Annotated in this window: 25 protein-coding genes and 1 riboswitch; of the genes, 8 read left to right on the forward strand and 17 right to left on the reverse strand. The window is 61.5% G+C overall.

Annotated elements, in window-relative coordinates; genetic code table 11:
- Positions 1–40 precede the first annotated feature (40 nt).
- Positions 41–709, reverse strand: a complete 669-nt coding sequence (locus tag BJ994_RS00580; RefSeq protein WP_167990333.1) for a ThuA domain-containing protein — start codon at positions 707–709, stop codon at positions 41–43.
- 62 nt (positions 710–771) lie between these two features.
- Positions 772–1,125, reverse strand: a complete 354-nt coding sequence (locus tag BJ994_RS00585; protein WP_167995762.1) for a MerR family transcriptional regulator — start codon at positions 1,123–1,125, stop codon at positions 772–774.
- A gap of 229 nt (positions 1,126–1,354) precedes the next feature.
- On the opposite strand from BJ994_RS00585, the gene BJ994_RS00590 reads away from it, so the two are divergent.
- Positions 1,355–2,878, forward strand: a complete 1,524-nt coding sequence (locus tag BJ994_RS00590; RefSeq protein ID WP_167990336.1) for a SulP family inorganic anion transporter — start codon at positions 1,355–1,357, stop codon at positions 2,876–2,878.
- 99 nt (positions 2,879–2,977) lie between these two features.
- On the opposite strand, the gene BJ994_RS00595 is transcribed toward BJ994_RS00590, so the two are convergent.
- Positions 2,978–4,030: an aspartate-semialdehyde dehydrogenase gene (locus BJ994_RS00595; RefSeq protein WP_167995763.1), complete on the reverse strand. Its 1,053-nt coding sequence runs from the start codon at positions 4,028–4,030 to the stop codon at positions 2,978–2,980.
- A 290-nt stretch (positions 4,031–4,320) separates the two neighbouring features.
- Between BJ994_RS00595 and BJ994_RS00600 the strand changes: the two genes are divergently transcribed.
- Positions 4,321–4,929, forward strand: coding sequence for a hypothetical protein (locus tag BJ994_RS00600; RefSeq protein ID WP_167990338.1), 609 nt, complete (start codon positions 4,321–4,323; stop codon positions 4,927–4,929).
- 32 nt (positions 4,930–4,961) lie between these two features.
- On the opposite strand, the gene BJ994_RS00605 is transcribed toward BJ994_RS00600, so the two are convergent.
- From BJ994_RS00605 to BJ994_RS00630, 6 genes are all read right to left on the reverse strand, one after another.
- Positions 4,962–6,350 carry an IS1380 family transposase gene (locus BJ994_RS00605; protein WP_167990340.1) on the reverse strand — a complete coding sequence of 463 codons (1,389 nt, stop codon included), beginning with the start codon at positions 6,348–6,350 and terminating at the stop codon, positions 4,962–4,964.
- A 122-nt stretch (positions 6,351–6,472) separates the two neighbouring features.
- Positions 6,473–6,688 carry a hypothetical protein gene (locus tag BJ994_RS00610; RefSeq protein WP_167990343.1) on the reverse strand — a complete coding sequence of 72 codons (216 nt, stop codon included), beginning with the start codon at positions 6,686–6,688 and terminating at the stop codon, positions 6,473–6,475.
- A 2-nt stretch (positions 6,689–6,690) separates the two neighbouring features.
- Positions 6,691–7,893: an MFS transporter gene (locus BJ994_RS00615; protein ID WP_167990345.1), complete on the reverse strand. Its 1,203-nt coding sequence runs from the start codon at positions 7,891–7,893 to the stop codon at positions 6,691–6,693.
- The gene (locus BJ994_RS00620; RefSeq protein ID WP_167990347.1) at positions 7,853–8,707 is read right to left on the reverse strand and encodes a peptidase M56 family protein; all 855 of its coding nucleotides are present in this window, start codon (positions 8,705–8,707) and stop codon (positions 7,853–7,855) included. The genes BJ994_RS00615 and BJ994_RS00620 overlap by 41 nt, the downstream gene beginning before the upstream one ends.
- Complete coding sequence (locus tag BJ994_RS00625; protein ID WP_167990350.1) at positions 8,704–9,303, reverse strand: RNA polymerase sigma factor; 600 nt, start codon at positions 9,301–9,303, stop codon at positions 8,704–8,706. The genes BJ994_RS00620 and BJ994_RS00625 overlap by 4 nt, the downstream gene beginning before the upstream one ends.
- A gap of 70 nt (positions 9,304–9,373) precedes the next feature.
- Complete coding sequence (locus BJ994_RS00630) at positions 9,374–9,706, reverse strand: hypothetical protein (protein WP_167990353.1); 333 nt, start codon at positions 9,704–9,706, stop codon at positions 9,374–9,376.
- Positions 9,707–9,874: 168 nt separating this feature from the next.
- On the opposite strand from BJ994_RS00630, the gene BJ994_RS00635 reads away from it, so the two are divergent.
- Both BJ994_RS00635 and BJ994_RS00640 read left to right on the forward strand, forming a co-directional pair.
- A complete protein-coding gene (locus tag BJ994_RS00635; protein ID WP_167990355.1) occupies positions 9,875–10,513 on the forward strand; it encodes an RNA polymerase sigma factor in 639 nt (212 codons plus the stop codon).
- Entirely contained in the window at positions 10,479–11,543 is a 1,065-nt protein-coding gene (locus BJ994_RS00640; RefSeq protein ID WP_167990357.1) for a CU044_5270 family protein, read from the forward strand. The genes BJ994_RS00635 and BJ994_RS00640 overlap by 35 nt, the downstream gene beginning before the upstream one ends.
- Before the next feature lie 179 nt (positions 11,544–11,722).
- Here BJ994_RS00640 and BJ994_RS00645 read toward each other — a convergent pair whose 3' ends face one another.
- Positions 11,723–11,884 (reverse strand): hypothetical protein, encoded by a 162-nt coding sequence (locus tag BJ994_RS00645; RefSeq protein ID WP_167990360.1) that lies wholly within the window; start codon positions 11,882–11,884, stop codon positions 11,723–11,725.
- Between the two features lie 187 nt (positions 11,885–12,071).
- Between BJ994_RS00645 and BJ994_RS00650 the strand changes: the two genes are divergently transcribed.
- A complete protein-coding gene (locus BJ994_RS00650) occupies positions 12,072–12,275 on the forward strand; it encodes a hypothetical protein (RefSeq protein ID WP_167990362.1) in 204 nt (67 codons plus the stop codon).
- A gap of 227 nt (positions 12,276–12,502) precedes the next feature.
- Here the strand turns inward: BJ994_RS00650 and BJ994_RS00655 are convergent, their stop codons facing one another.
- Together BJ994_RS00655 and BJ994_RS00660 are read right to left on the reverse strand one after the other, a co-directional pair.
- Positions 12,503–13,396: a hypothetical protein gene (locus tag BJ994_RS00655; RefSeq protein WP_167990365.1), complete on the reverse strand. Its 894-nt coding sequence runs from the start codon at positions 13,394–13,396 to the stop codon at positions 12,503–12,505.
- 38 nt (positions 13,397–13,434) lie between these two features.
- On the reverse strand, positions 13,435–13,746 hold the full coding sequence (locus BJ994_RS00660; RefSeq protein ID WP_167990367.1) for a hypothetical protein: 312 nt from the start codon (positions 13,744–13,746) through the stop codon (positions 13,435–13,437).
- A gap of 11 nt (positions 13,747–13,757) precedes the next feature.
- A riboswitch (SAM riboswitch) is annotated at positions 13,758–13,878 on the reverse strand.
- 108 nt (positions 13,879–13,986) lie between these two features.
- Between BJ994_RS00660 and BJ994_RS00665 the strand changes: the two genes are divergently transcribed.
- Positions 13,987–14,478 carry a DUF2975 domain-containing protein gene (locus BJ994_RS00665; RefSeq protein WP_167990370.1) on the forward strand — a complete coding sequence of 164 codons (492 nt, stop codon included), beginning with the start codon at positions 13,987–13,989 and terminating at the stop codon, positions 14,476–14,478.
- On the forward strand, positions 14,478–14,729 hold the full coding sequence (locus BJ994_RS00670; RefSeq protein WP_167990372.1) for a helix-turn-helix domain-containing protein: 252 nt from the start codon (positions 14,478–14,480) through the stop codon (positions 14,727–14,729). Before BJ994_RS00665 ends, BJ994_RS00670 begins: the two co-directional genes overlap by 1 nt.
- Positions 14,730–14,805: 76 nt before the next feature.
- Here BJ994_RS00670 and BJ994_RS00675 read toward each other — a convergent pair whose 3' ends face one another.
- Entirely contained in the window at positions 14,806–15,510 is a 705-nt protein-coding gene (locus BJ994_RS00675) for a MerR family transcriptional regulator (protein ID WP_167990375.1), read from the reverse strand.
- Positions 15,511–15,594: 84 nt separating this feature from the next.
- On the opposite strand from BJ994_RS00675, the gene BJ994_RS00680 reads away from it, so the two are divergent.
- Positions 15,595–16,050 carry a DUF6194 family protein gene (locus BJ994_RS00680; protein ID WP_167990377.1) on the forward strand — a complete coding sequence of 152 codons (456 nt, stop codon included), beginning with the start codon at positions 15,595–15,597 and terminating at the stop codon, positions 16,048–16,050.
- A 6-nt stretch (positions 16,051–16,056) separates the two neighbouring features.
- Here BJ994_RS00680 and BJ994_RS00685 read toward each other — a convergent pair whose 3' ends face one another.
- The 4 genes from BJ994_RS00685 to BJ994_RS00700 all read right to left on the reverse strand — a co-directional run bounded on the left by BJ994_RS00685 (position 16,057) and on the right by BJ994_RS00700 (position 19,647).
- Positions 16,057–16,275 carry a hypothetical protein gene (locus BJ994_RS00685; RefSeq protein WP_167990379.1) on the reverse strand — a complete coding sequence of 73 codons (219 nt, stop codon included), beginning with the start codon at positions 16,273–16,275 and terminating at the stop codon, positions 16,057–16,059.
- Between the two features lie 9 nt (positions 16,276–16,284).
- Entirely contained in the window at positions 16,285–16,965 is a 681-nt protein-coding gene (locus tag BJ994_RS00690) for a response regulator (protein WP_167990381.1), read from the reverse strand.
- The gene (locus BJ994_RS00695; RefSeq protein WP_167990384.1) at positions 16,958–18,223 is read right to left on the reverse strand and encodes a sensor histidine kinase; all 1,266 of its coding nucleotides are present in this window, start codon (positions 18,221–18,223) and stop codon (positions 16,958–16,960) included. Before BJ994_RS00695 ends, BJ994_RS00690 begins: the two co-directional genes overlap by 8 nt.
- A gap of 152 nt (positions 18,224–18,375) precedes the next feature.
- Positions 18,376–19,647 (reverse strand): glycosyltransferase 87 family protein, encoded by a 1,272-nt coding sequence (locus tag BJ994_RS00700; RefSeq protein ID WP_167990386.1) that lies wholly within the window; start codon positions 19,645–19,647, stop codon positions 18,376–18,378.
- Between the last annotated feature and the right edge of the window lie 33 nt (positions 19,648–19,680).

Raw genomic sequence — 19,680 nt, forward strand, 5'->3', positions numbered from 1 at the left:
GACCTGCACGGAATCGCGCGGTTCGCCGTCTTTTTCCGGCTCAGGCCAGCAGCCAGTCCAGCGCTCTGCGAAGCAGCTCCCGGTGTTCGGGGGAGGAGTACGACGCCGCGTCATGCCCCAGCGCGTCGTAGAAGCTGCGTGCCACCCCGGTTTCCACAGGCCGCTCCAGCGACCACATCAGCGGGTGCAGGTGGCTTTCGTGTTCGTGGCGGGCGTGAACGACGACGTCGGGGGAGGTCCGCAGCCAGCTGTAGCGTTCGTCGTCGACGGTGAAATCGGGGACGCCGACGGGGAAGGAACCCTCCAACTGGATGTGGGCGGGACCGTATTCAGGGTGCATGGACACATCTCGCACCCAACGTCCGCCGAGCGCTTTCTCCCAGGACTCGGAGTCCGTGAAGCTCGTGGAGCTGGAGTGGAGTGCAAGCAGCGGGCGTCCGCCTTGGACCCAGGCCTCCAGCCCCGAGGAGGCGGCGTCCGTGCCGGGGGAGGCGCCGCCGTCGCGCGGTAGGCCCACGTTGACCACCAGCAAGTCCGGCCAGGCGGAAGGTTCCTGGAGGCGCTCGAGGGCGGCGTCGACGTCGTCGGCTGTTTCAACCGTTATGCCGTGATCCTCCAGCAGCCCCTTGGCCGCGGCGGAAGTCTCGGCAAAGGGGTGCCAGGGGTCGGAGTATCGGCCGGTGCCGCTGAGGAGGAGGGCTGTAGTCATCCGTTGAATCTACCAAGGTTCATGGCACCAACGACGACGACGGCGCCCTCTTTGTGTGAGCCTTACTTGCGGCCGAGTTCGTCGATGAACTGATCGGCCTGCTTGAGTTTGAGCGCCAGTTTGTCGCGTTTGATCCGTGCTTCTTCGATGTATCGATCGAGCTTTGCCCGGAGGTCAGCATTCCCGCCATCCGCTGACAGGCGGTCGACGACGTCGAGCAGCTCCGCCATTTCCTCAAGCGTGAAGCCCAACGGCTTCATTGAACGGATCACCAGGAGGCGTTCCAGGTCGGACTGCGTGAAGAGGCGGAACCCGCCCTCCGTGCGCGTGGTGTCCGGCAGGAGACCAAGTTCGTCGTAGTGACGGATGGTTCGCAGGGACAGTCCGGTGGCGTCGGCCAATTCGCCGATGTGCATTGTCTGCCCAGCGTCCAGGGCTGGCTGTCCTGCTGTCTGCGTTTTGCTCACAGTCTCATTCTCCCCGTTCGTTGCCGATTGCAATCCTACCCTCACGTTAGGTTAGAGTTGTCCGAGGGTTCCGCGCCCACACCTCTGGCCGGTATTGTTCCCGCGCAGCGCCGCGCCTCTTATGAACTTCAACTGATGAGCGCGCCGTGCGCCCTCCTTACCTGTGAATGGAGCTTGAATGGCTACCGCCAGTGCTGTGCCGAAAGCGGCTTTGAGCCCGGAGGAGCGGCAGTCCGTACTGCTGACCCTGAAGTCTCCCCGGCTGCTGAAGACGGAAGTCCTGGCAGGGCTGGTGGTCGCGCTGGCGTTGATTCCTGAAGCGATTGCGTTCTCGATCATTGCCGGTGTGGATCCGCGGCTGGGACTGTTTGCGTCCTTCACTATGGCGGTCTCGATCGCGTTCCTCGGCGGCAGGCCAGCCATGATTTCCGCTGCGACGGGTGCAGTGGCATTGGTCATCGCACCTTTGGTGGCGAGCCATGGTGTAGATTACTTCATCGCGGCGGTGATCCTGGGCGGCAGCCTCCAGGTACTTCTGGCCGTCCTGGGCGTCGCGAAGCTGATGAGGTTCATTCCCCGTCAGGTCATGGTCGGGTTCGTAAACGCCCTGGCGATTCTGATCTTCATGTCTCAGGTTCCGGAGCTGCTCGGGGTGCCGTGGCTGGTCTACCCGTTGGCGGCGCTGGGCCTGCTCATAGTCTTCGGTCTACCGCGTATCACCAGGGTGGTCCCGGCCCCGCTGGTTGCCATTGTGGTGCTGACCCTCATCACCGTTCTGGCAGCGATCACCGTACCCACCGTTGGTGACAAGGGCGAACTTCCCGACAGCCTGCCGTCACTGTTCCTGCCGAATGTTCCACTGAACTTCGAGACGCTGCAGATTATCTTCCCTTATGCGCTCGCTCTCGCGTTGGTCGGTCTGCTGGAGTCGCTGATGACGGCAAAACTGGTCGACGACATCACAGACACTCATTCTGGAAAGACCCGTGAGAGCTGGGGTCAGGGTGCGGCGAACATCATCACCGGTTTCTTTGGTGGGATGGGTGGCTGTGCCATGATCGGCCAGACCATGATCAACGTGAAGGCATCGGGAGCGCGGACCCGAATTTCCACGTTCCTGGCGGGAACGTTCCTGTTGATTCTCGTGGTTGCCCTCGGTGACGTTGTAGCCGTCATCCCGATGGCGGCACTGGTTGCCGTGATGATCTTCGTATCCATCGCTACGTTCGACTGGCACAGCATCAAACCGTCCACCCTGAAGATGATGCCCAAGAGCGAAACCATCGTGATGGTGGCTACGGTGGTCGCCACCGTGACCACCCACAACCTTGCGATCGGCGTGGGAGTCGGTGTGCTGGCGGCGATGGTGCTCTTCGCGCGCAGGGTTGCGCACTTCGTCACTGTGAAACGGACACTTGCTGAACTGGACGGCGAAGAAGTGGCGACCTACGTGGTCGATGGCGAATTGTTCTTTGCTTCGTCGAATGACCTTTACACTCAGTTCGAGTACGCGCACGATCCCCAGAGGGTGACCATCGACATGCATGCCTCGCATGTGTGGGATGCATCGACGATCGCGGCACTTGATGCGATCACGGAGAAGTATCACCACCACGGCAAGGAGGTCGAGATCGTCGGCCTGAATGATGCGAGCGTCACCATGCGCGAACGGATGGCGGGGAAGCTCGGCGCAGGCCACTAAGACAGGTCAGCGCTGTTCAAGCCTAAGAAGACCGCGTTGCATCCGAATCGGCTGTTGCTTGACAGCGAGCACCTCAGGAGTTGGAACCTCATGAGTGGATCAGAGCACGGCGTCAGCTGCCCCCACGAGTTCAGCGATTTGAACTGCGTTCAGAGCTGCGCCTTTGCGGAGGTTGTCGCCGCTGATGAACATCGCGAGTCCACGTCCTTCCGGGACACCTTCGTCCGCTCGTAGCCGCCCAACGAGGGATACGTCTGTTCCCGCAGCTTTCAACGGTGTAGGGACATCAGTAAGGACCACACCAGGCGCTTCTCTCAACAGCCCGATTGCTTGAGCGACTGACAGTGGATTGGCGAACTCGGCATTGACTGACAGCGAGTGTCCAGTGAGCACCGGTACCCGTGTACAGGTGCCGCTGACCAACAGATCGGGCAGTTCGAGGATCTTCCGGCTTTCATTACGGAGCTTTTGTTCTTCACTGGTCTCGAAGGAACCGTCATCGAGGATCGTACCGGCGAGCGGGATGACATTGAACGCTATCGTCTCGGCGAACACTTTGTCAGCGGGGAACTGGACAGAGGCGCCATCGTGCAGCAGGTTCAGAACGCCTTGCTCTATAGCGGCATCAACCTCCTTCGCCAAGGCTGGACCTGCGTCCTTGCCTGCGCCTGAAACCGCCTGGTAGGTGCTGATGATTAATCGTTGCAGCCCTGCTGCCCAGTCAAGAACCTTCAAGGCAGGCATGGCAGCCATGGTCGTACAGTTTGGGTTGGCGATGATCCCTTTCCTTGCGCTGTTGATCGCGTGGGGATTGACTTCGCTGACCACGAGGGGCACGTCTGGATCCATGCGGAACGCAGATGAGTTGTCGATAACCGTTACCCCAGCGCCAGCGAACCGAGGAGCAAGGCTTCTTGCCGTTGACGCACCGGCTGAGAAGATGGCGATGTCCAGACCTGTTGGATCTGCGGTTACCGCGTCTTCTATGAGGACCTTCCCGTCGCCCCATGGAAGTGATGCGCCTGCACTGCGAGCAGAGGCAAAAAAACGTACCTCCGCAACAGGGAAGGCACGTTCTCGCAGTAGGTTTCTAACGAGTGTCCCGACTTGACCGGTTGCCCCTACGACACCGACGCTTAATTTGCGCACCATTTGAATCAACCTAACCACTCCGCGACTGCGATCCTGGCCAACTAGGTTGAGAGCCGGAACGGTGCGCCCCGGTCGCTTCAGAACGCATCTTTCTCACCATAGCTAGCTCGCCGCCGTCGAACCGTTCGCGTCACCATTTGTTGCGCAACGCGGTTCCTATGTGTTTCAGATTGTGCGGAGGCTGTACTTACTCAGCTCGTGGACCCGCTCGACACATTAGGTATCCCTCGGTCCATAGTTGGTTTTCAAGTTCCCATGGCGGTTCCGCGTTACTGGGCAAGAATATTCACGTGCCACCGATACCAGATGCCCATCATGCAGCGTTCGAACAGTTGGTCCTTCGAGCACGCCAACTTTTCGGCTCTGCCGTCGAAGAGAAGCTAGTCGCTCCAAATGACCATCGGCTTCCCTCCTTCCGCATTGGGCAACTATCGATGATCGCTGAGCAATGGCTGGTCGTCGAGGTTCTGCCCGGACCAGGCGCTCTACGCCGCCGTGAGCGATGGGAACTTGACTGGGACTCTGGCCCGTATGAAGCACTGAGGCTGCTCGAGGGGTATTTTTCGGAACTTTCGCTGGCCCCCACCGCAGGTGATGCGCTGGTTGCTCGAATGATCGCGTTAGTTGGCGACGACGGCGAAGTGACCGTCTCGACGCATCAGGCCGAATTCGACCGGGTCATCACGGTCGCGCCGCATCGCCGTGGCGCAATGCCATTCGTGGTGAGCATCACCGACAGCTTCGTCGTAGTCATCGATGGGCCTGACCTGGGATGGTGGACCTTAGCCTTGATCCACCGATGGTCTGATGAGTGGTCTCTGATTTTTTGTTGCCGGGCGGATCGGGCTCGGGGGCGTGCGGCAGTGTCCGGCCCTGCTGCCGGCGGTGTTCCACGGTGAGTCCTTGGTGGTTGCGGTAGGGGTGGTTTCGGTCAGATCTTCAAGGACTGCCGGAGAGCCTGGTTGAAGAGTTGTGTCCAGGCGGTTTCCCATGGCCAGTTGTTGGGCAGGTGGAGTATCAGTTTCCGTGCTCTGGAGGCGATTCTGGCTGGGACGCTGATCAGTTTGCGGCGGATTGTTCCTGTCCTGGCTTTGGCCAGCCCGTTTCCGGCGGCGGTCGCTGCTGCTCGGGTGAGGTTGAATGCCATGACGGCCAGGACCAGCCAGGCGGCGTTGGCGGTGAAAACACCTGAGGGTAGGTGAGCCAGGGCGCTTTGTTTCAGGTCCGCGTTGACTTGTTCGATGATGGCGTGGCCGCGGTGGGTTTTGTCGGCGGTGACGGTGTCCAGGTTGCCTGTGGTGAAGAACGCGTGGAAGCGGTAGGTGTCGAACATTGTGGGCTGGCCGGCGCGTGCGTGGGGATTCAGATCGGGGATTCTCCTCACGATCAGGCGTCCGGTGACCTGTTCGGCCTGCTTACGGGAGCTGAAGGCGGTGAAAGGTGTTTCGGCGACCTCGGCGGAGGAGATCCACCGGTCCGCGGCTTCGTCGAAGACCGCGTCGGTGTACTGGATCGGCTTCCACGCTTTAGCTTCGATGCCCGCGATTGCCCGTTTGATGGCCTTGTCCATGCGGGCCGTGATGGAAACCGCTGCCCCGGCCTTGGCAGCGGCATTGACGGTGGCGTACCCGTAAAACGCTGAGTCTGCTCGCAACAGTACGGGCCCGGGGTTGTTGCCGCGGACCCGTTTGAGCGTGGCTAGGGCGTCAGCGACCAGCCGTGCCGCACCGCGGGGTGAGCCGGTGGATCCCTTGCGCAGCCGCTGGGCAAGAATGACCGGTGCCGCGTCCTTCGTGGATACGGTGGCCAGCAAAGCGTTCAACCCCCGCACTCCGGAATATCCGTAGCTCGAGCCCTGCTTCTGGTAGCCATGAACTTCGATGATCGTGTCATCCACATCAACCAGGGTGTATTCATTGGTGTTACTGCCCAACAACGGGGTCCGGTCCGCCAGATTCACCAGGAACCGGGAAGCGACCGCGTCCAACTGGCGGACATGCCCGAAAGTGAAAGAACGCAGGAACGAACCCAGGGTTGAGGGAGCGTAGCAGGAGCCAAAGACCTTGCCCATACCGCCGTGGCGGAGCAGGGCCATGTCATCGATGGAATCAGCACCGGCAACCATGCCCGCGATGAGCGAGGCCACCTTCAGCCCCGCGTTGGCGCCCTTGTCCGTCGGAACGCTCAGCTGCTTCTGCGCCAAGTCACCGAGCCCGGCTTCCCTGGCCAGAACCATCACCGGGACCAGACCGACGTCCGACACGAGGTTCGGCTCATCGAAGGAAGCTGACAAGGACGACCGGGCATGGGAAAGTTGCATCTACGAGATGCCTCTCTTTTCGTGGCGAATGGGTTCTAGACAAACGTCATTCTTCCCGAAAAGACAGGCATTTCGTGTTTAAACCGCCGGCACTGACCCCGCCACCACCGGTGGATCAAGGCTTAGGTGGGAGAGACTTTGGTGATGATGGCATCGGGGAGGCTTGGGAAATACTCCAGCACCTGATCCTCAAGGGAGGGATCATCCGCAGTCGTCGACGGTCGTGTGAATTTCTCAGCTTCGACGGGGAACTGGTCAGTGGCCCACACCGGGACGGGGTGCGTACGCGGCGGACCAAGGACCGGCACTTCAAGCCCTACCGCGAGCCAGTCTGGCACCCCTAGTCTTCTACGGAAGCTCGTTCCCAGTCTTGCAACGCGGGCCAGGCGATCAGCGTACAGATAGCGAAAAGGATCCCACCCGCTACAAACGGTGCCTCCAGGCCGACCGTGCTTGCAAGAATCCCACCAAGTCCCGCACCGATTGCCAGGCCCGCGAGCGCGAACAGCTTCGACACCGCGTTCACGCGACCGCGGAGGCCCTCGGGCACCAGGCGTTGCCGTATGGACGCCACGCAGACGCTGTACAAAACGGCGTGCAAAATGTACGCCGCCAACGCTGGTCCTGCTATCCAGGACGTGTTCGACCAAGCGATGACGATCAGGGCGAGCGAGCCGAGGACAAGGCTCCCAGCTGCTGTAGCTGCGTATCCAACCCAGCGGCGCAGCGGCACCGCGATGGCCGACCCGGCGAGCCCACCAAGCGCCGACACCGAAAGAAGAACACCGTAACCGGCCGGATCCAGTCCGAGATTGTCCCGGGCGAATAGAACAAGTATGGAGAAAGGCATCATGTAGGCGATGCTTGCCAGCCCGGTGACAATGGCAAGCGTCCGGAGCAGACGGTGACGCACTAGCCACGAAGCGCCCTCCTTGACTTCCCGGCGCAGTGACGGTGGGTGGCCGCTGCACGCAGGGCGGAACGTGCCGGTGAGCCCGACGAAGAAGATCGCGGCCGCCGCGTAGGCTCCGCCCGTCACCGCCACCGGTAGCGCGACCGCCGCGGCGAACATCAGTCCACCAATCGGCGGGCCGACAAACTCGTCGGCGATCAGTTGTGTTGCTGCTATCTGGCTGTTGGCCTTGTCCAGGTCTTTGGTGCCCACAATCGAGGGGAGGATCGACAGTGCCGCGTTGTCGGTAGCCGTTTCGAGCAGACCGATCAGCGTGAAGACGATGTACAGGGCAAGTATCGACTCGGCCCCGCTGGCGACCAGCAGAGCGAGCACGCCCAGCAGAATTCCCCTGGCCAGGTTGCCGGCCCAAAGAATCCTTTTTCGGTCCAACCGGTCAACAAACGCACCGACAGGCAGGACCACAAGGAGCCTGGCTCCGGAGTAGACCATCGATAGACCCGCGATCAACAGAGGATCCGCGGTCAGCGCCGTCGCGAGCAGCGGTATGGCAATGAAACTGACGCCATCACCGAAGTTGGATGCTGCATTACCAGCCCACAACTTCCGGTACTCGCGCCCCAATGACATGGTGCAAGAGCCTACCGACAAAGTCGGGGTGGTCCATCAGCCCAACCGAATCACCAGGACCGGCGACGAACTCCCCGATGACCGTTTCGCCGTCGGACTTGTACACGGGCACCGTAACCGTCTTGCCTTTCATCGACTCCTGCCACGCGAGCGCTTCCGCTGGGCTCGTGAAGTTCTCGCCCCCGCCTGATGCTTCATTGAGTTCATCGCGGTAGACGTAACCCCTCTGGCCGTTCGTGGCGAAGACGGCCAGGAGGTCGGGTTCACCCTGGTCGTTCGGGCCGCCGTAGGTGTGCCCATTTTCGTTGACCGCCCATTCAGTGGGGGTCTCGTTCACGTAGGTCACGCGGGCGCGGAACATGACCTCCGGACCGCTGGTTCTGACCTCCGTGGAATGTTGCCCGGGCTGCAACGGCATCGTATAGCCGCCCCATGTGGGCGGGTCTCCGACACTGCAGCTGGAAGAAGCGCCGTCCTCCCAGTAAAGGGTGCCGGCGGAGAGGCAGGTGAGCTCGACGAAGATGTGCGTTGCATCCTCGGGAGCCGGTCCGAGCTCGATGCTCGTCGTGCCGGTGTAAACATCTTCGGTGGGCTCAGAGACATTGGTGACGATATCCGAACCCGGAATGTGAAAGAAGCCCGCCGTCGCAGCACCTGCGCCACCCGCAAGCCCCACAGCTGCGACAATCCCAGCGCCAAACTGCCAACGACGACGACGGCTCGCCGGGTGGGACTTCCGGCTCGCCTCGGCTCGGCTGACCAGGTTTTCGCGCAGACCGCGGCTGAAAGTTTCGTCGATTCGGAAGCGGTTCATGGCCGTCCTTCCTGGATGGGGTGAAGAACAGCATTGCCGTTCGAGGCCTCAAGGTCTTGCCGGACCCGACGTTTGGCTCGGTGCAGCCGGGCTTTTGCCGCCTCAGGGCTGAGTCGAAGCAAGGGCGCTGCCGCGGATACCGTGTACCCCTCCAGCACCACGAGGGTGACCAACTTCAGATCGAGCGGGTTCAGGGAGCGCAACGCTCTGGATAGTTGCGTGCTGACTCCGTCCAGCAGGTTTTGTTCAGCGAAGGTATCTGCCGCGTCGGGTGCGTGTGGTGTGCGTGGCAGTTTCGCGAGCAGCTTGCGGTACCGATGGACGGACCGCCGGGCGTTGCTGGCACAGTGGGTGGTTGTCACGAGAAGCCAGGGCAGGACCGACTGGTTGATGAGCGTTACTTTCGACCGGCGTCGCCATAACTCGAGGAAGGCCGCAGCGGTGACGTCCTCGGCATCGGTTCGGTTGTCGGTGAGGCGGCAGGCATGTCGGTAGACCCGGTCCCTATGCCTGTCGAAGAGCGCTCCGAAGGTCTCGCCATCGCCTTTCAGGCTGCTCTGCCACAGGACCGAATCGTCCTGACCTGGTGTCCCCATACCCTGTAGTGTCCGCGCAACTGCGAAAAGTTGCACGCAATTGAAAGTTTCAGCGGGCTGAAGTGCCGCGTCAGGTTGTCGGTTTGGCTGCCCGGCTGCGGAGTGCTCCGTGCATTGCCAACAGAAGCACCGTTGTGGCAAGCCCTGCGACAAGAAGGAGGGGGCCGACGTCGTTCAGGTTGAGCATGATGTTCATGAACGGGTCGCTACTTACCGGTTCAATGAGTCCGGTGGTTGGATCAATGCTTACTTGATTCGCATAAGCGGGTGGCGATATTCCCCGCTCGTAGCCAAACAGCCACAACACTCCGAGTATCAGAATTATGGACGTGAGTGACCAGGCCGCGACGAAGTGCGGGTTGAAGCGCCGCCGGGCCGGCGGGTGGCACTTCAGTTGAGGCAATCGGCACATCGTCTTCTGCGCCGACGTCATAGATGACAATCTGCTCCGGCTCCGACCTCTGGTTAGTCCCCATAACGTGCCACTTTATCCCGTACGTTGGGGGCGCCGTGTCCAGCCCTCAGGGTCACCTGTACGCTTCGATGAATCATCATTGAGCGCCAGAAGGGCATGCTCCGTGAACCCTTCTGCGGCCAGCGGGCAATACATAGTGTGAGCACAGACAACGACATCATCAGGCGGTCCCGCGACAGCCCCGCAGCTTTTGGGGAGTTGTACGACAGACACGCATCAGTCATCTATAGATACGCAGCCAGAAGGGCCGGTGACTTCGCCGCTGACGACGTGACGTCTGAAACTTTCTTGGTCGCGTGGGAACAGTTAGGAACGTACGACCTTGACCGGGAGGATGCCCGGCCCTGGTTGTTCGGTATCGCCACCAATCTGCTCCGACGACATCACCGGGCTGAGGCCAAGGTGCTCAAAGCTGCGGCGAAAGCGGCCTCGGATGAGGCTGTGGCCGATGACTCTGACCGCATTGCTGACCGGGTGGACGCCAAGGTGGCGACCGGACGCCTTGCCCGGACCCTCAAGGGTATGACCGCAGTTGATCGGGAAACGTTGCTGCTCTATGCCTGGGCTGACCTGACCTATGAAGGGATCGCCTTGGCGATGCAAGTTCCGGTGGGAACTGTCCGCTCTCGCTTGAATCGCGCACGCAGGGCTATGCGGGCCCAACTCAACCTTGAACAACTTGATGAAACGGAGAACGACCATGGACGATTTGCAGCTGCTCCGCGAAATGCGTGACGACATCGGTTCTGTTGCGCCGGCCACCTTGGCTCGTGGCCGCAAGAAGGTCATGGCCAAGGTGAGCCCGAATTCGGCCTCGACAACGATCGGTCCACATACGAAGGGCACTGTCAGCCCGATCCGCTTCCGTCGTCGTGCGCTGATTGTTTCTGCAGCGGCGGCACTGCTTGTGGGAGGAATCGTCGGCGCAGAAGTTATCAGGCCCACCCCCGGAGCAACTGCTGAAGCCGCTGAAGTACTGAGCAACGCCGCAGCAGCAACGATTCAGACCTCTGACCCGGTGGTGAAGCCCGGCCAGTACCTCAAAATCGAGACCACGGCCGTTGTTCATTCAGGCATGCAGGCCGCCGATGGAAGTGGCGTCTCTTGGCTGGCAAAGACCGGCAGGCAGCTCTACATACCAGCTGACAGGAATGCAGTATGGGTCTGGAACCGCGAAGAGAGTGTCCCCTTCGCGTTCCCCAACGAGGAAGCGAAGGCTGCAGCGGCCGAGCTGGAAAAACTGCCGGAAAAACCGTTGCCGGAAGGGGCAACTCCATTGGTTGGGGTTCGGCGGGCTCCAGGAGGTGCCTTCGGTGGGTTCGGGCCAGAAGTCATTCCAGGCACACACCTTGAAGAAGCCAGCAGCCTACCCAGGGACCCACAGGTTCTGCTGGACATCATTTACGAGCGGACGGAGGGCAAAAACAAATCCCCTGAAAGGGCGGCCTTCGTAGCAATAGCCGACGGGCTTCGTACTGGAGTCGTCCCTGCTGACCTTCGCGCCACACTGTACAGGGCCGCCGCACTCATCCCCGGCGTTACCCTCGCGGACAGACAGGCGACCATCGATGGCAGAACCGGAATCGCTATCGGCTTTCCCTCACCGGGCGGAGTTGCGCGTACGGACATGGTTATCGATCCCGCTTCGGGACTGGTGATTGGGGAACGGGACGTGGTGCTAAAGGACTCCCCGCACTGGGGACCCGCCGGAACCGTCTCGACCTGGACTTCCGTGCGGACCTCCGTGGTGGATTCGGCGCCCTAGCCGGGTTGATGAAGACGCAAAGCATCCTTCATCGGAGCTGAGCAATGCCAGGACGGCCGGTCGCCAGTGTGGTCACCGGCCGTCCAGCTTCGCTGTACACAGCGAAGCCTTCTAGATAGTTTGTGAAGGTAACCAGTAATGCACGACGGAGGGGAACGAGTGCGGCTGAAGAGAACAAGCTATGCGAAAGCCGGAGTCGCCGCGCTCGCCTTGGTGTTCTCGGCCACTGCCTGCAGTGAGTCAACGACGGAGGCGAGAACAAGCAACCCTGCGGGTGAAAGCGGCAACGCGTCGGCGAGCCCATCCGCATCTCCGAGTCCGTCCGCAGCCCCCGATCCCACTCAGGCGCCCTCTTCCTCGGCTTCGACGTCGGAAGCACCACCGGAACCCGAAATTCCTCAGACGCGAGCGCCGAAACCGCCAGTAGTAGGAAATCCCCAACCATTGAGTCCTGGGCAGAGCAGGCAAGATCTGATCGAAGCCGGTGTACCTCCAGAGAAAGCGGCTGTGTGGCCCACGCTCGATCCCGTGACCGCCATGACGGCCGAAGAAGCGATCGAGATCATCTCGGACTACCACCAAAACAATCCAGACCTTCGTTATGACGCCTTCGCCAACGGAAACATGACCTTCGACGTGAAGGTCATTTCCCTTTCGCTCATGGAGCAGGGTGGATCCGGGAACGTCGGAATGTATATTGTGACGCAGAGTGGAGGTTTCTGGCTCAAGTAGACGGTGAACTCGCTGTCTACGAGAGGATCTGTCCGGGTCACTTCGAGACCGGCAGAGTGAGTGAGTTCCGCGAGCCCGCCGGGTGTGTGGCCAGTAAATTATCCAAGTCTCGTTGCACGCGCTCAACCTGCTGTCCGTGGCGGAGTTCGTACACCGGGCGGGTGGTTCGGGTTCGGCGGGGTTCGTCGTAATCCTCGGACTCAACGGGTGTAGCGGGCGACAACCCCCTAATTGCTCGGCCGATTGACGACGTCGGCATCCCAGGTCAGGTCCGCACCCTCACTGATGATGAGGGCTTCGATGTCAGGATCGCGGCACAGCGCGGATACGAGTTCGAGGCTGCCGGCGACGATCGTGGAGTCGAAGTCGATCTCGCTCACCAGAACCCAGGCGTGGTCCTCGGGCCAGATGATGCTGGGAGATTGTGGGTCCCAGGTGTGGCTTATCCAGGGTGCCTTCGAGGGCCAGTCGGCGTATGCGAAGTCGGTGGCGCCGGCGTCGAACAGGTAATACTCCCGCTGCGGCAGTTCGAGTTCCGGGCCAGTAGCAACTGCCCGGGGGAGTATGCCCGTCCCGGGCTCATCGGAACCCTGCGGGGATTGGGTCGCATTGAGCGTTCCGTCGTCGTTCTCAGTAGCGGTAAGTACGGCGCAGCTTGCTCCAGTGGTCAGCCCGCCCCAGCCACCCCAGACGGCGGCCGCGCCGTCGTCCGGTGTACTTGTGTGCTCCGCGAGGTGCGCAGCAACGGCAGCCAGGATGCCGACGTCGAGATTGCCCAACCGAGGGCAGGTATAGCGCCAGCCGGCAGGGTCGAGCTCCTGTGAAGAGTAAAGTTCTGCGGTCCTGACCAGCCGGTGGAACTGGGCAAGTGCGTGCATCTCAGTGCCGAAAGCGTCAGCCGTTTGTTGCCAGGTCACGGTTTCCGTTTCGAAGTCCATCACGTTTCCGGGTTCATAGCCGTGCCAGGTCTTCGTCTCGGCAGGGCGGTCCCGCGAGGCCGGGTGGAAGATCCGGGCGTACGCCTGGAACCCGCGCGGGACCACGGCGTGCATGTCATTCGAAGACCAGTTCAGCCGCTCTTTCAGCCACGCTCCGCGCTCGACATCCGGAATCCATTCCATCCGCTCAGCCTAAACGCCCGCTCTCCTACGCCGCGCGCTCACGCCGGCTCAAGGTCGCGGACCTCACGCACCGCCTCCACCGCCATGACCGGACAGGCAGCCAGCAGCGGCACCTCAACCCGCAGCCCGCTGCGCCGCCCGAGCGAAGCAATCCGCACTACGAGCGTCTCCGCGAAAGAATCCCATTCCGGCCGGCACACGCTCCGCCGCAGCACCGCGTCCAACGAGTGGATGTCCGCAACCCAGCGGCGCTCCCACTGGCCGTCAACGCGAAACTCGATGACGCCGTCGTACACGTCAAGAATGGGGAAAACTGCAGGCAGACAGTCGTCTGAGGGGCTGGGGCTCACGGCGCGTCCTTCGGTTGCTCTTGCCCCCGCCAGCGCCCATCAGGGCGGCGAAGGCCGCTTCCTCATCCGAACCACCCGTGAACATGGGGTTGGTGTGCGGCCAGTCGGAGCTTGGCACCGCAACTCTTGAAGCTGAACCGATTATAACGACGACGGTGCCTTCAGTCCGAGAATGTTGCGCTTGCTGACACTTATCGTTTAACGATAGATTCTCAACGTAAGTCAATCGAAGGAGTTCCGATGGGAAAACTGACCATCCTCGCATTACGGATCGTGATTGCGATGGTGCTGGCCGGTTCGCTGTTTGTGCAGTTGTGGATGGTGCCGCTGATTTCAACGGACCTGGAAGAAGCGGGCGTGCCGACCGGACTGCGGATCACGTTCAACGCGATCGTCGTGTTTGGCATCGTCACAGTTCAGATCACGGCGCTGTGTGTATGGAAACTGCTGACGATGGTCCGCCGCAACACTGTCTTTTCGAAGGCCGCATTCCGATACGTCGACATCATCTTCTGGGCGATTGCAGCTGCCGCGGTCCTCGTGTTCGGGCTTGCTGTTCTGCTGGCGCCTGGTGAAATTGCCCCAGGGATCGTGCTGCTGATCTGCGGTGCATCTCTGATGATCGGCGGGGTGGCGCTGATCGTTCTGGTGATGCGGACCCTGCTCGCACAGGCCGTTGCCCGCGATGCTGAAGCGAAGCACCTGCGGACCGAACTCGATGAGGTAATCTAGTGCCCATCATCGTCGATATCGACGTCATGCTGGCCAAACGGAAGATGCCCGTCGGTGCCCTTGCCGACCGCATCGGCATCACGCCGGCCAACCTGGCGGTGCTGAAGAACGGCCGCGCCAAGGCCGTCCGGTTCACTACGCTCGAAGCGCTGTGCGAGGTGCTCGACTGCCAGCCCGGCGACATTCTGCGTTGGGAGCCTGAACTAGAAAACGACGACGACGTCACCCGGCTTGAGCAGGAAAACGCCTAGTCTCGCGGCCGGTTCTGTACCGCTTCCCAAAGCGGCCGCCGAACCTCAGTCAAAACGAACGAACGCCCGAAAATGCTCAGTCCCGGACCGCGTCAACAAGAGTAAGCAGCGCGTCCAACTCAGAGGATGCTGCCAGCAGTGCCCGGGATCGGAACTCGATATCGGCCTCGCGCCGTGCCAGGATCGCTGCAAGGTCGTCCAAGCGTTTCCCCTCGCGGATGTGCGGCATGAGTTCCTGCAGAGTGTCGATCCGGTATCCGGCGCAGCGCAACTGATGAACGATCCGCACATCCCGGATTACCGACGGCGTGTACTGGCGAGCACCCCGCGGGGGTAGCCGGACAGGGGTGATGAGGTGCTCCGCCTCCCAATGCCGCAAAGTTGAGGTTCGGATCCCAAGTGCGCCAGCGAGTTCTGCAACCGCCATCGAGTCGCGGTGGGCGCCGTCGTCGATATGTTCTCCCGAGATTGCTGCGACGGCTGCCCTCGTTGCGCGGCACCCGATCCGCTCCTCGAGAAGCCGGCTATGCGCCACATCGAGTAGCTCAAGCACTTCGTGTACCGGGCCACGATGGACCGTGCGCACAAGCCGCTTGCCTTCAACCGGGCCCACAGCGGCCGCCAAGGCACTGTACGCCAGCGCTGATTTCAAGTGGACCTCCGCGTACTGCCTATAACCCGCTCGCGTTCTGGCGCTGAACGGCAATATCCCATCGCGTTCAAGGTTGCGGATGAGCTGAACCGAGCAGCCAACGCGGCGGGCGACGTCGATGGTTCGCATACTCCAAATGTAGACTTTCATCCCCGGATGTCATGCACAGCGCAGGAGAACCCTCCATATGTACTTCAATGACAGGCTTGATGGATGGACATCGATGAAGTGATCACACTGGTCAAATCGTTCGACGGTGCGGCAGCCTTCACCGTCTCCGAAGGCGACGGATCGCCGGAACTCGCCTGGGGCGACACCTTCTTCTACTACGCGCCCAACGGGAAGATGCCGCAGGCAACACAGCCCTTCGCCACGATCGTGACGAAGAACTATCCCGAAGACGCGAGGTCGCGCCTGGACCGGCCGGGAATCTTCAGGGTGAATATCGCTGCAGGCAGATCAGCGTTCGAGAGTTACACAGCGGCACAGGCATTTGAAACGAACGACGACGCCGGCCGCCTGGACGTCGTCATGGCTCACCCCGTCTACGGTTCGCTGGGCTGGTTGTGCGTGCTCAATCCGGGGCAGCGGACCAGCGCGGCAACGGGGGAGCTTCTCCGTGAGGCCTACGATCTGGCGCGGAAACGCTACGAGCGCCGCAACGGCTGACTTGACCTAACGGGGATGCTGCCGGGCATCCGTCTCGAGGATCTGGCGAGCCAGTTCGCGGGCAACCGCCATCTGTTCCGGGGTACGGCACTGGCTGACAGCTTCGGGTGCAGGCGGCCGCTCCTCATAATCCTTGGGCTGGCGTTCCTTCACCGTGTGTCTCACCAGTACGGCTGCGATCACGACGACGACAATCGCCAGGGCGATGAAAAGAACCTCCCCCATGGCCGCCACCTAACCCAACAGCCTGTGCTCGTGCGCAAAAGCGATGAGTTGCACGCGGGTGCGTAGGTCGAGCTTGTCCAGCACGTTGCGCAGGTGCGTTTTGATGGTGGCCTCTGAGACGAACAGGCTTTCGGCCATCTCGCTGTTGCTGAGTCCCTTCGCCGCCAGGAGGAAGACTTCACCTTCACGTCCGGACAGGGCGTCAAGCACTGACAGGTCCGGACCTGCGGCGGGGAGCGTGCGCGCGGCATGTTCGAAGAGGGAGTGGATAGAACCCGGCGCAATGACTGAATAGCCGGAGTGCACGGTTCGGATCGCGGCGAGCAGGAACTCTGGTTCCGCGCTCTTGAGCAGGTATCCGCTGGCACCGGCGTGCACGGCGTCGACCACTGCCTGGTCGCGGTTGAACGTGGTGAGCGCGATGATCTTCGGCAGCTCTGTTCCGGCAGCCTTGGCGCGGTCGACGATCTGCCGGGTCGCCGTAACACCATCGAGTACGGGCATCCGCAGGTCCATGAGCAGGACATCCGGTGGGTTCTCAGCCGCCAGGACAACCGCTTCCTCCCCGTTGATGGCTTCGCCGACGAAGAACATGTCTTCCTGGCTTTCGATGAGCATGCGAATGCCGGCACGGAACAGGTCCTGATCATCGACCAGCGCAACGGAGATACGGGATCCGTGGTCAGTCATTGTCACTGCTCGCCCCATCGTCCACGCTTTGCTCCTGCTTCGGGTACGGGATGTAGGCGGTGACCCGGAAGTGTTCGCCATCGGGACCGGCAGTCACCCAACCACCGGCGAGGTGAGCCCGTTCCCGCATCCCGGGCAGGCCACGTCCAACGCGATCCGCCTCCGGCTCGGCCGCGGCGTCGGTTTCTGCGATGGTCGACGCGACGTGCACGGTGAGGCCCGGCCCGCTCCAGTCTAGATGCAGCCTCACATCCGTATCCCGTCCGCCGTGCTTGAGCGCGTTCGTCAGGGACTCCTGCACTATCCGGTAGATAGCGACCTGTTGACCATCGGTGAGATCTCTGCGTTCACCGGATTCGCCGAACTCGATCCTTAGACCGCCGTTCCGCATTTCCTCGACAAGCGACTCCAGATCGTTCAGTTGCGGCTGGGGGCGGGCGTCGTCGTCGTTCTCGCCGCCCTCGATGACGCGCTGCGCGTCCAGAAGCGCACTGCGGGCCGAGCGCGCGATGCTCTCCAAAGCTTCGGTGACCGACGCCGGGAGGCCCTTATTGAGGTAACGGATACCGTCCGCCTGTGCGGAAATCACGGTCAGCGAGTGAGCGAGAACGTCATGAAGATCCCTCGAAATCCTCGACCGTTCCTGCTCGACCACCAGGTTGACCTCAGCTTTGTGAAGCCCGCGCTGGGCGGTAGCGCGAGCCTGGAAGAGAGACTCTCTTTCCAGGAACAGCGCAAGCAAGAGCCCGACGGCGGCACACCCGCCGGCGATCAGGAGCAAGAGGGCAAAGAGCTGCCAGCCGAATTGGCTGAACGTAACAGAATCACCGTAACCGAGGTCGGGGAACCAGCCGACGCCGCCGCCGTAGCGCCACGACAACATGAGCACGGTCATCAGTGCCGCGAAGACCACGTTCAGCCCGACGGCGATCAACCGGGTCCTCCTGTTGGAGACCCACAGGGTGAATCCGAGCGCGATGAACGCGCCGAGGTAGATGGCCCAGTGGTTCGAATACGGAGGGGGAATCAGGTGGAACAGCTGGCCGAGAAGTAACGCCGCCGTGATCGCCATGGAAGCGTAGGGCACCCAAACCGACAGCGCTATCGCGAAGGTCATCAGAACCAGCGGCAACGCTCCCGACCAGGCGGTGAACGATCCGCCCATCCGGCCTGCTTCGGCGATGCACCAGAGGATGAAGAAAACTACTGCGAAGGCTGGTGCACCCCAGCGGCGAAGGTGATTCAGAGACCGTTCCATGCTTGTCACGATAGCTACGCTCAGCTCCACGAAAGGGCGAATACGGGAAAGCTCCACCCTGAAGCTTGCGGATTTCATCTTTCGGGTTGAGGAGGCGATCCATCGTGCAGACGCTTCCCATGCTGGCGGTTACCGCTGAACTGCGGTAGGTGCTACGCGCGGGATGTACCCGGCGTTCTCGCCCCAACGCTGGGGGTCGCGACGCGGCGGGGCATTGCAGCCCAGTAAGCGAGCGCAACAAGGGACAAAATAAGGCCGGTTCCCGAAATAACCTCAAGATGCATGGGGCCCTGCCCACTCGTACTTCCGTTCAGGAGCAGTGTGAGAGTCATTGAGGCCATCATGAACGTAGGCAACATGACGATGGCAAGTCCAAGTCCGACGGCGCGTGCCCAGCCCGTGCGGCGACGTGCCGAGACGTACAGCGCGGGAATGATGAGGGCAACCCACACCCAGTGGTGAAACCAGGAGATGGGTGAGATTGCGAGCATGACGATGGCGTTGGCACTGATCGCGGCAATCACGTCTCCGTAGGAGTCCGCTTTTCGGATGGCGATGAATCCGACCGCGATGACTGCCGCACACAGTAGGAGCCAGATCACCCGATGCAGTTCTTCGGGAGTGTGCAGGTGCGCAAGCATCGAGTTGATCGACACGTTGTACATGTCGTCTGTGTCTCCTACGCGTTCGGGGTTCAGGAGCGCATCGAGCCAGAACGCTCCGCTGCCAACGGGAAGCACAAGCCAGCCAACGGCAATAGTGCCCGCGAAGCTCGCGCCCATGGTGAGGATCGAGCGCCAGTCCCCGCGGGCCAGGAAGATCAACCCGAATGCCAGAGGCGTGAGTTTGATACCGGCAGCCAAACCGATCAGGGCGCCGCGAGGAATCCGCGATGGTGGCCGGACCAGGTCGACAACGATCAGGAGCATGATGATCGAGTTGATCTGCCCGAATCCGAGGCCTTCGCGCCATGGCCCTGTTATTCCGATCAGGAGCGTTGCCAGTGCAACAGCCAGCAATTTCCCTGCGGTTCCTGCCAGCAGTGGGATTCGCACCGAACCGCTCTTACCCAGGTAATTGACGACAACGAATGAGATTGCCACGAGGCATGCGCAGGAAATGAGTGTCATCACGGTCAGTCCTGCCGAACCCGGTATCAGTGCCAGGGGTGTGAAGAGGAGCGCTGCAAACGGAGGATAGGTGAACGGCAGCCCCTTGCTGGCGGTATCAACCGCTACTGGGTCATATAGCTGGGTGCCGCCGGCTTCCAGCAAAGTCACTGCACCTTGGCGATACACGTGGAAGTCGAGGCCGTGAATTTTCGCGATCATAATGACCGCGATCAGCCCAAGAATTACTGCTGCGAGGGAGCCGATGATTGAAAGACGACCCAGGCCACGAGCACGCAACGGTTGATCCCCCATGCAGCCAGCCTATGGTGATTGACCGCCAGCGCT

The organism is Arthrobacter pigmenti (assembly GCF_011927905.1).
GTDB lineage: Bacteria > Actinomycetota > Actinomycetes > Actinomycetales > Micrococcaceae > Arthrobacter_D > Arthrobacter_D pigmenti.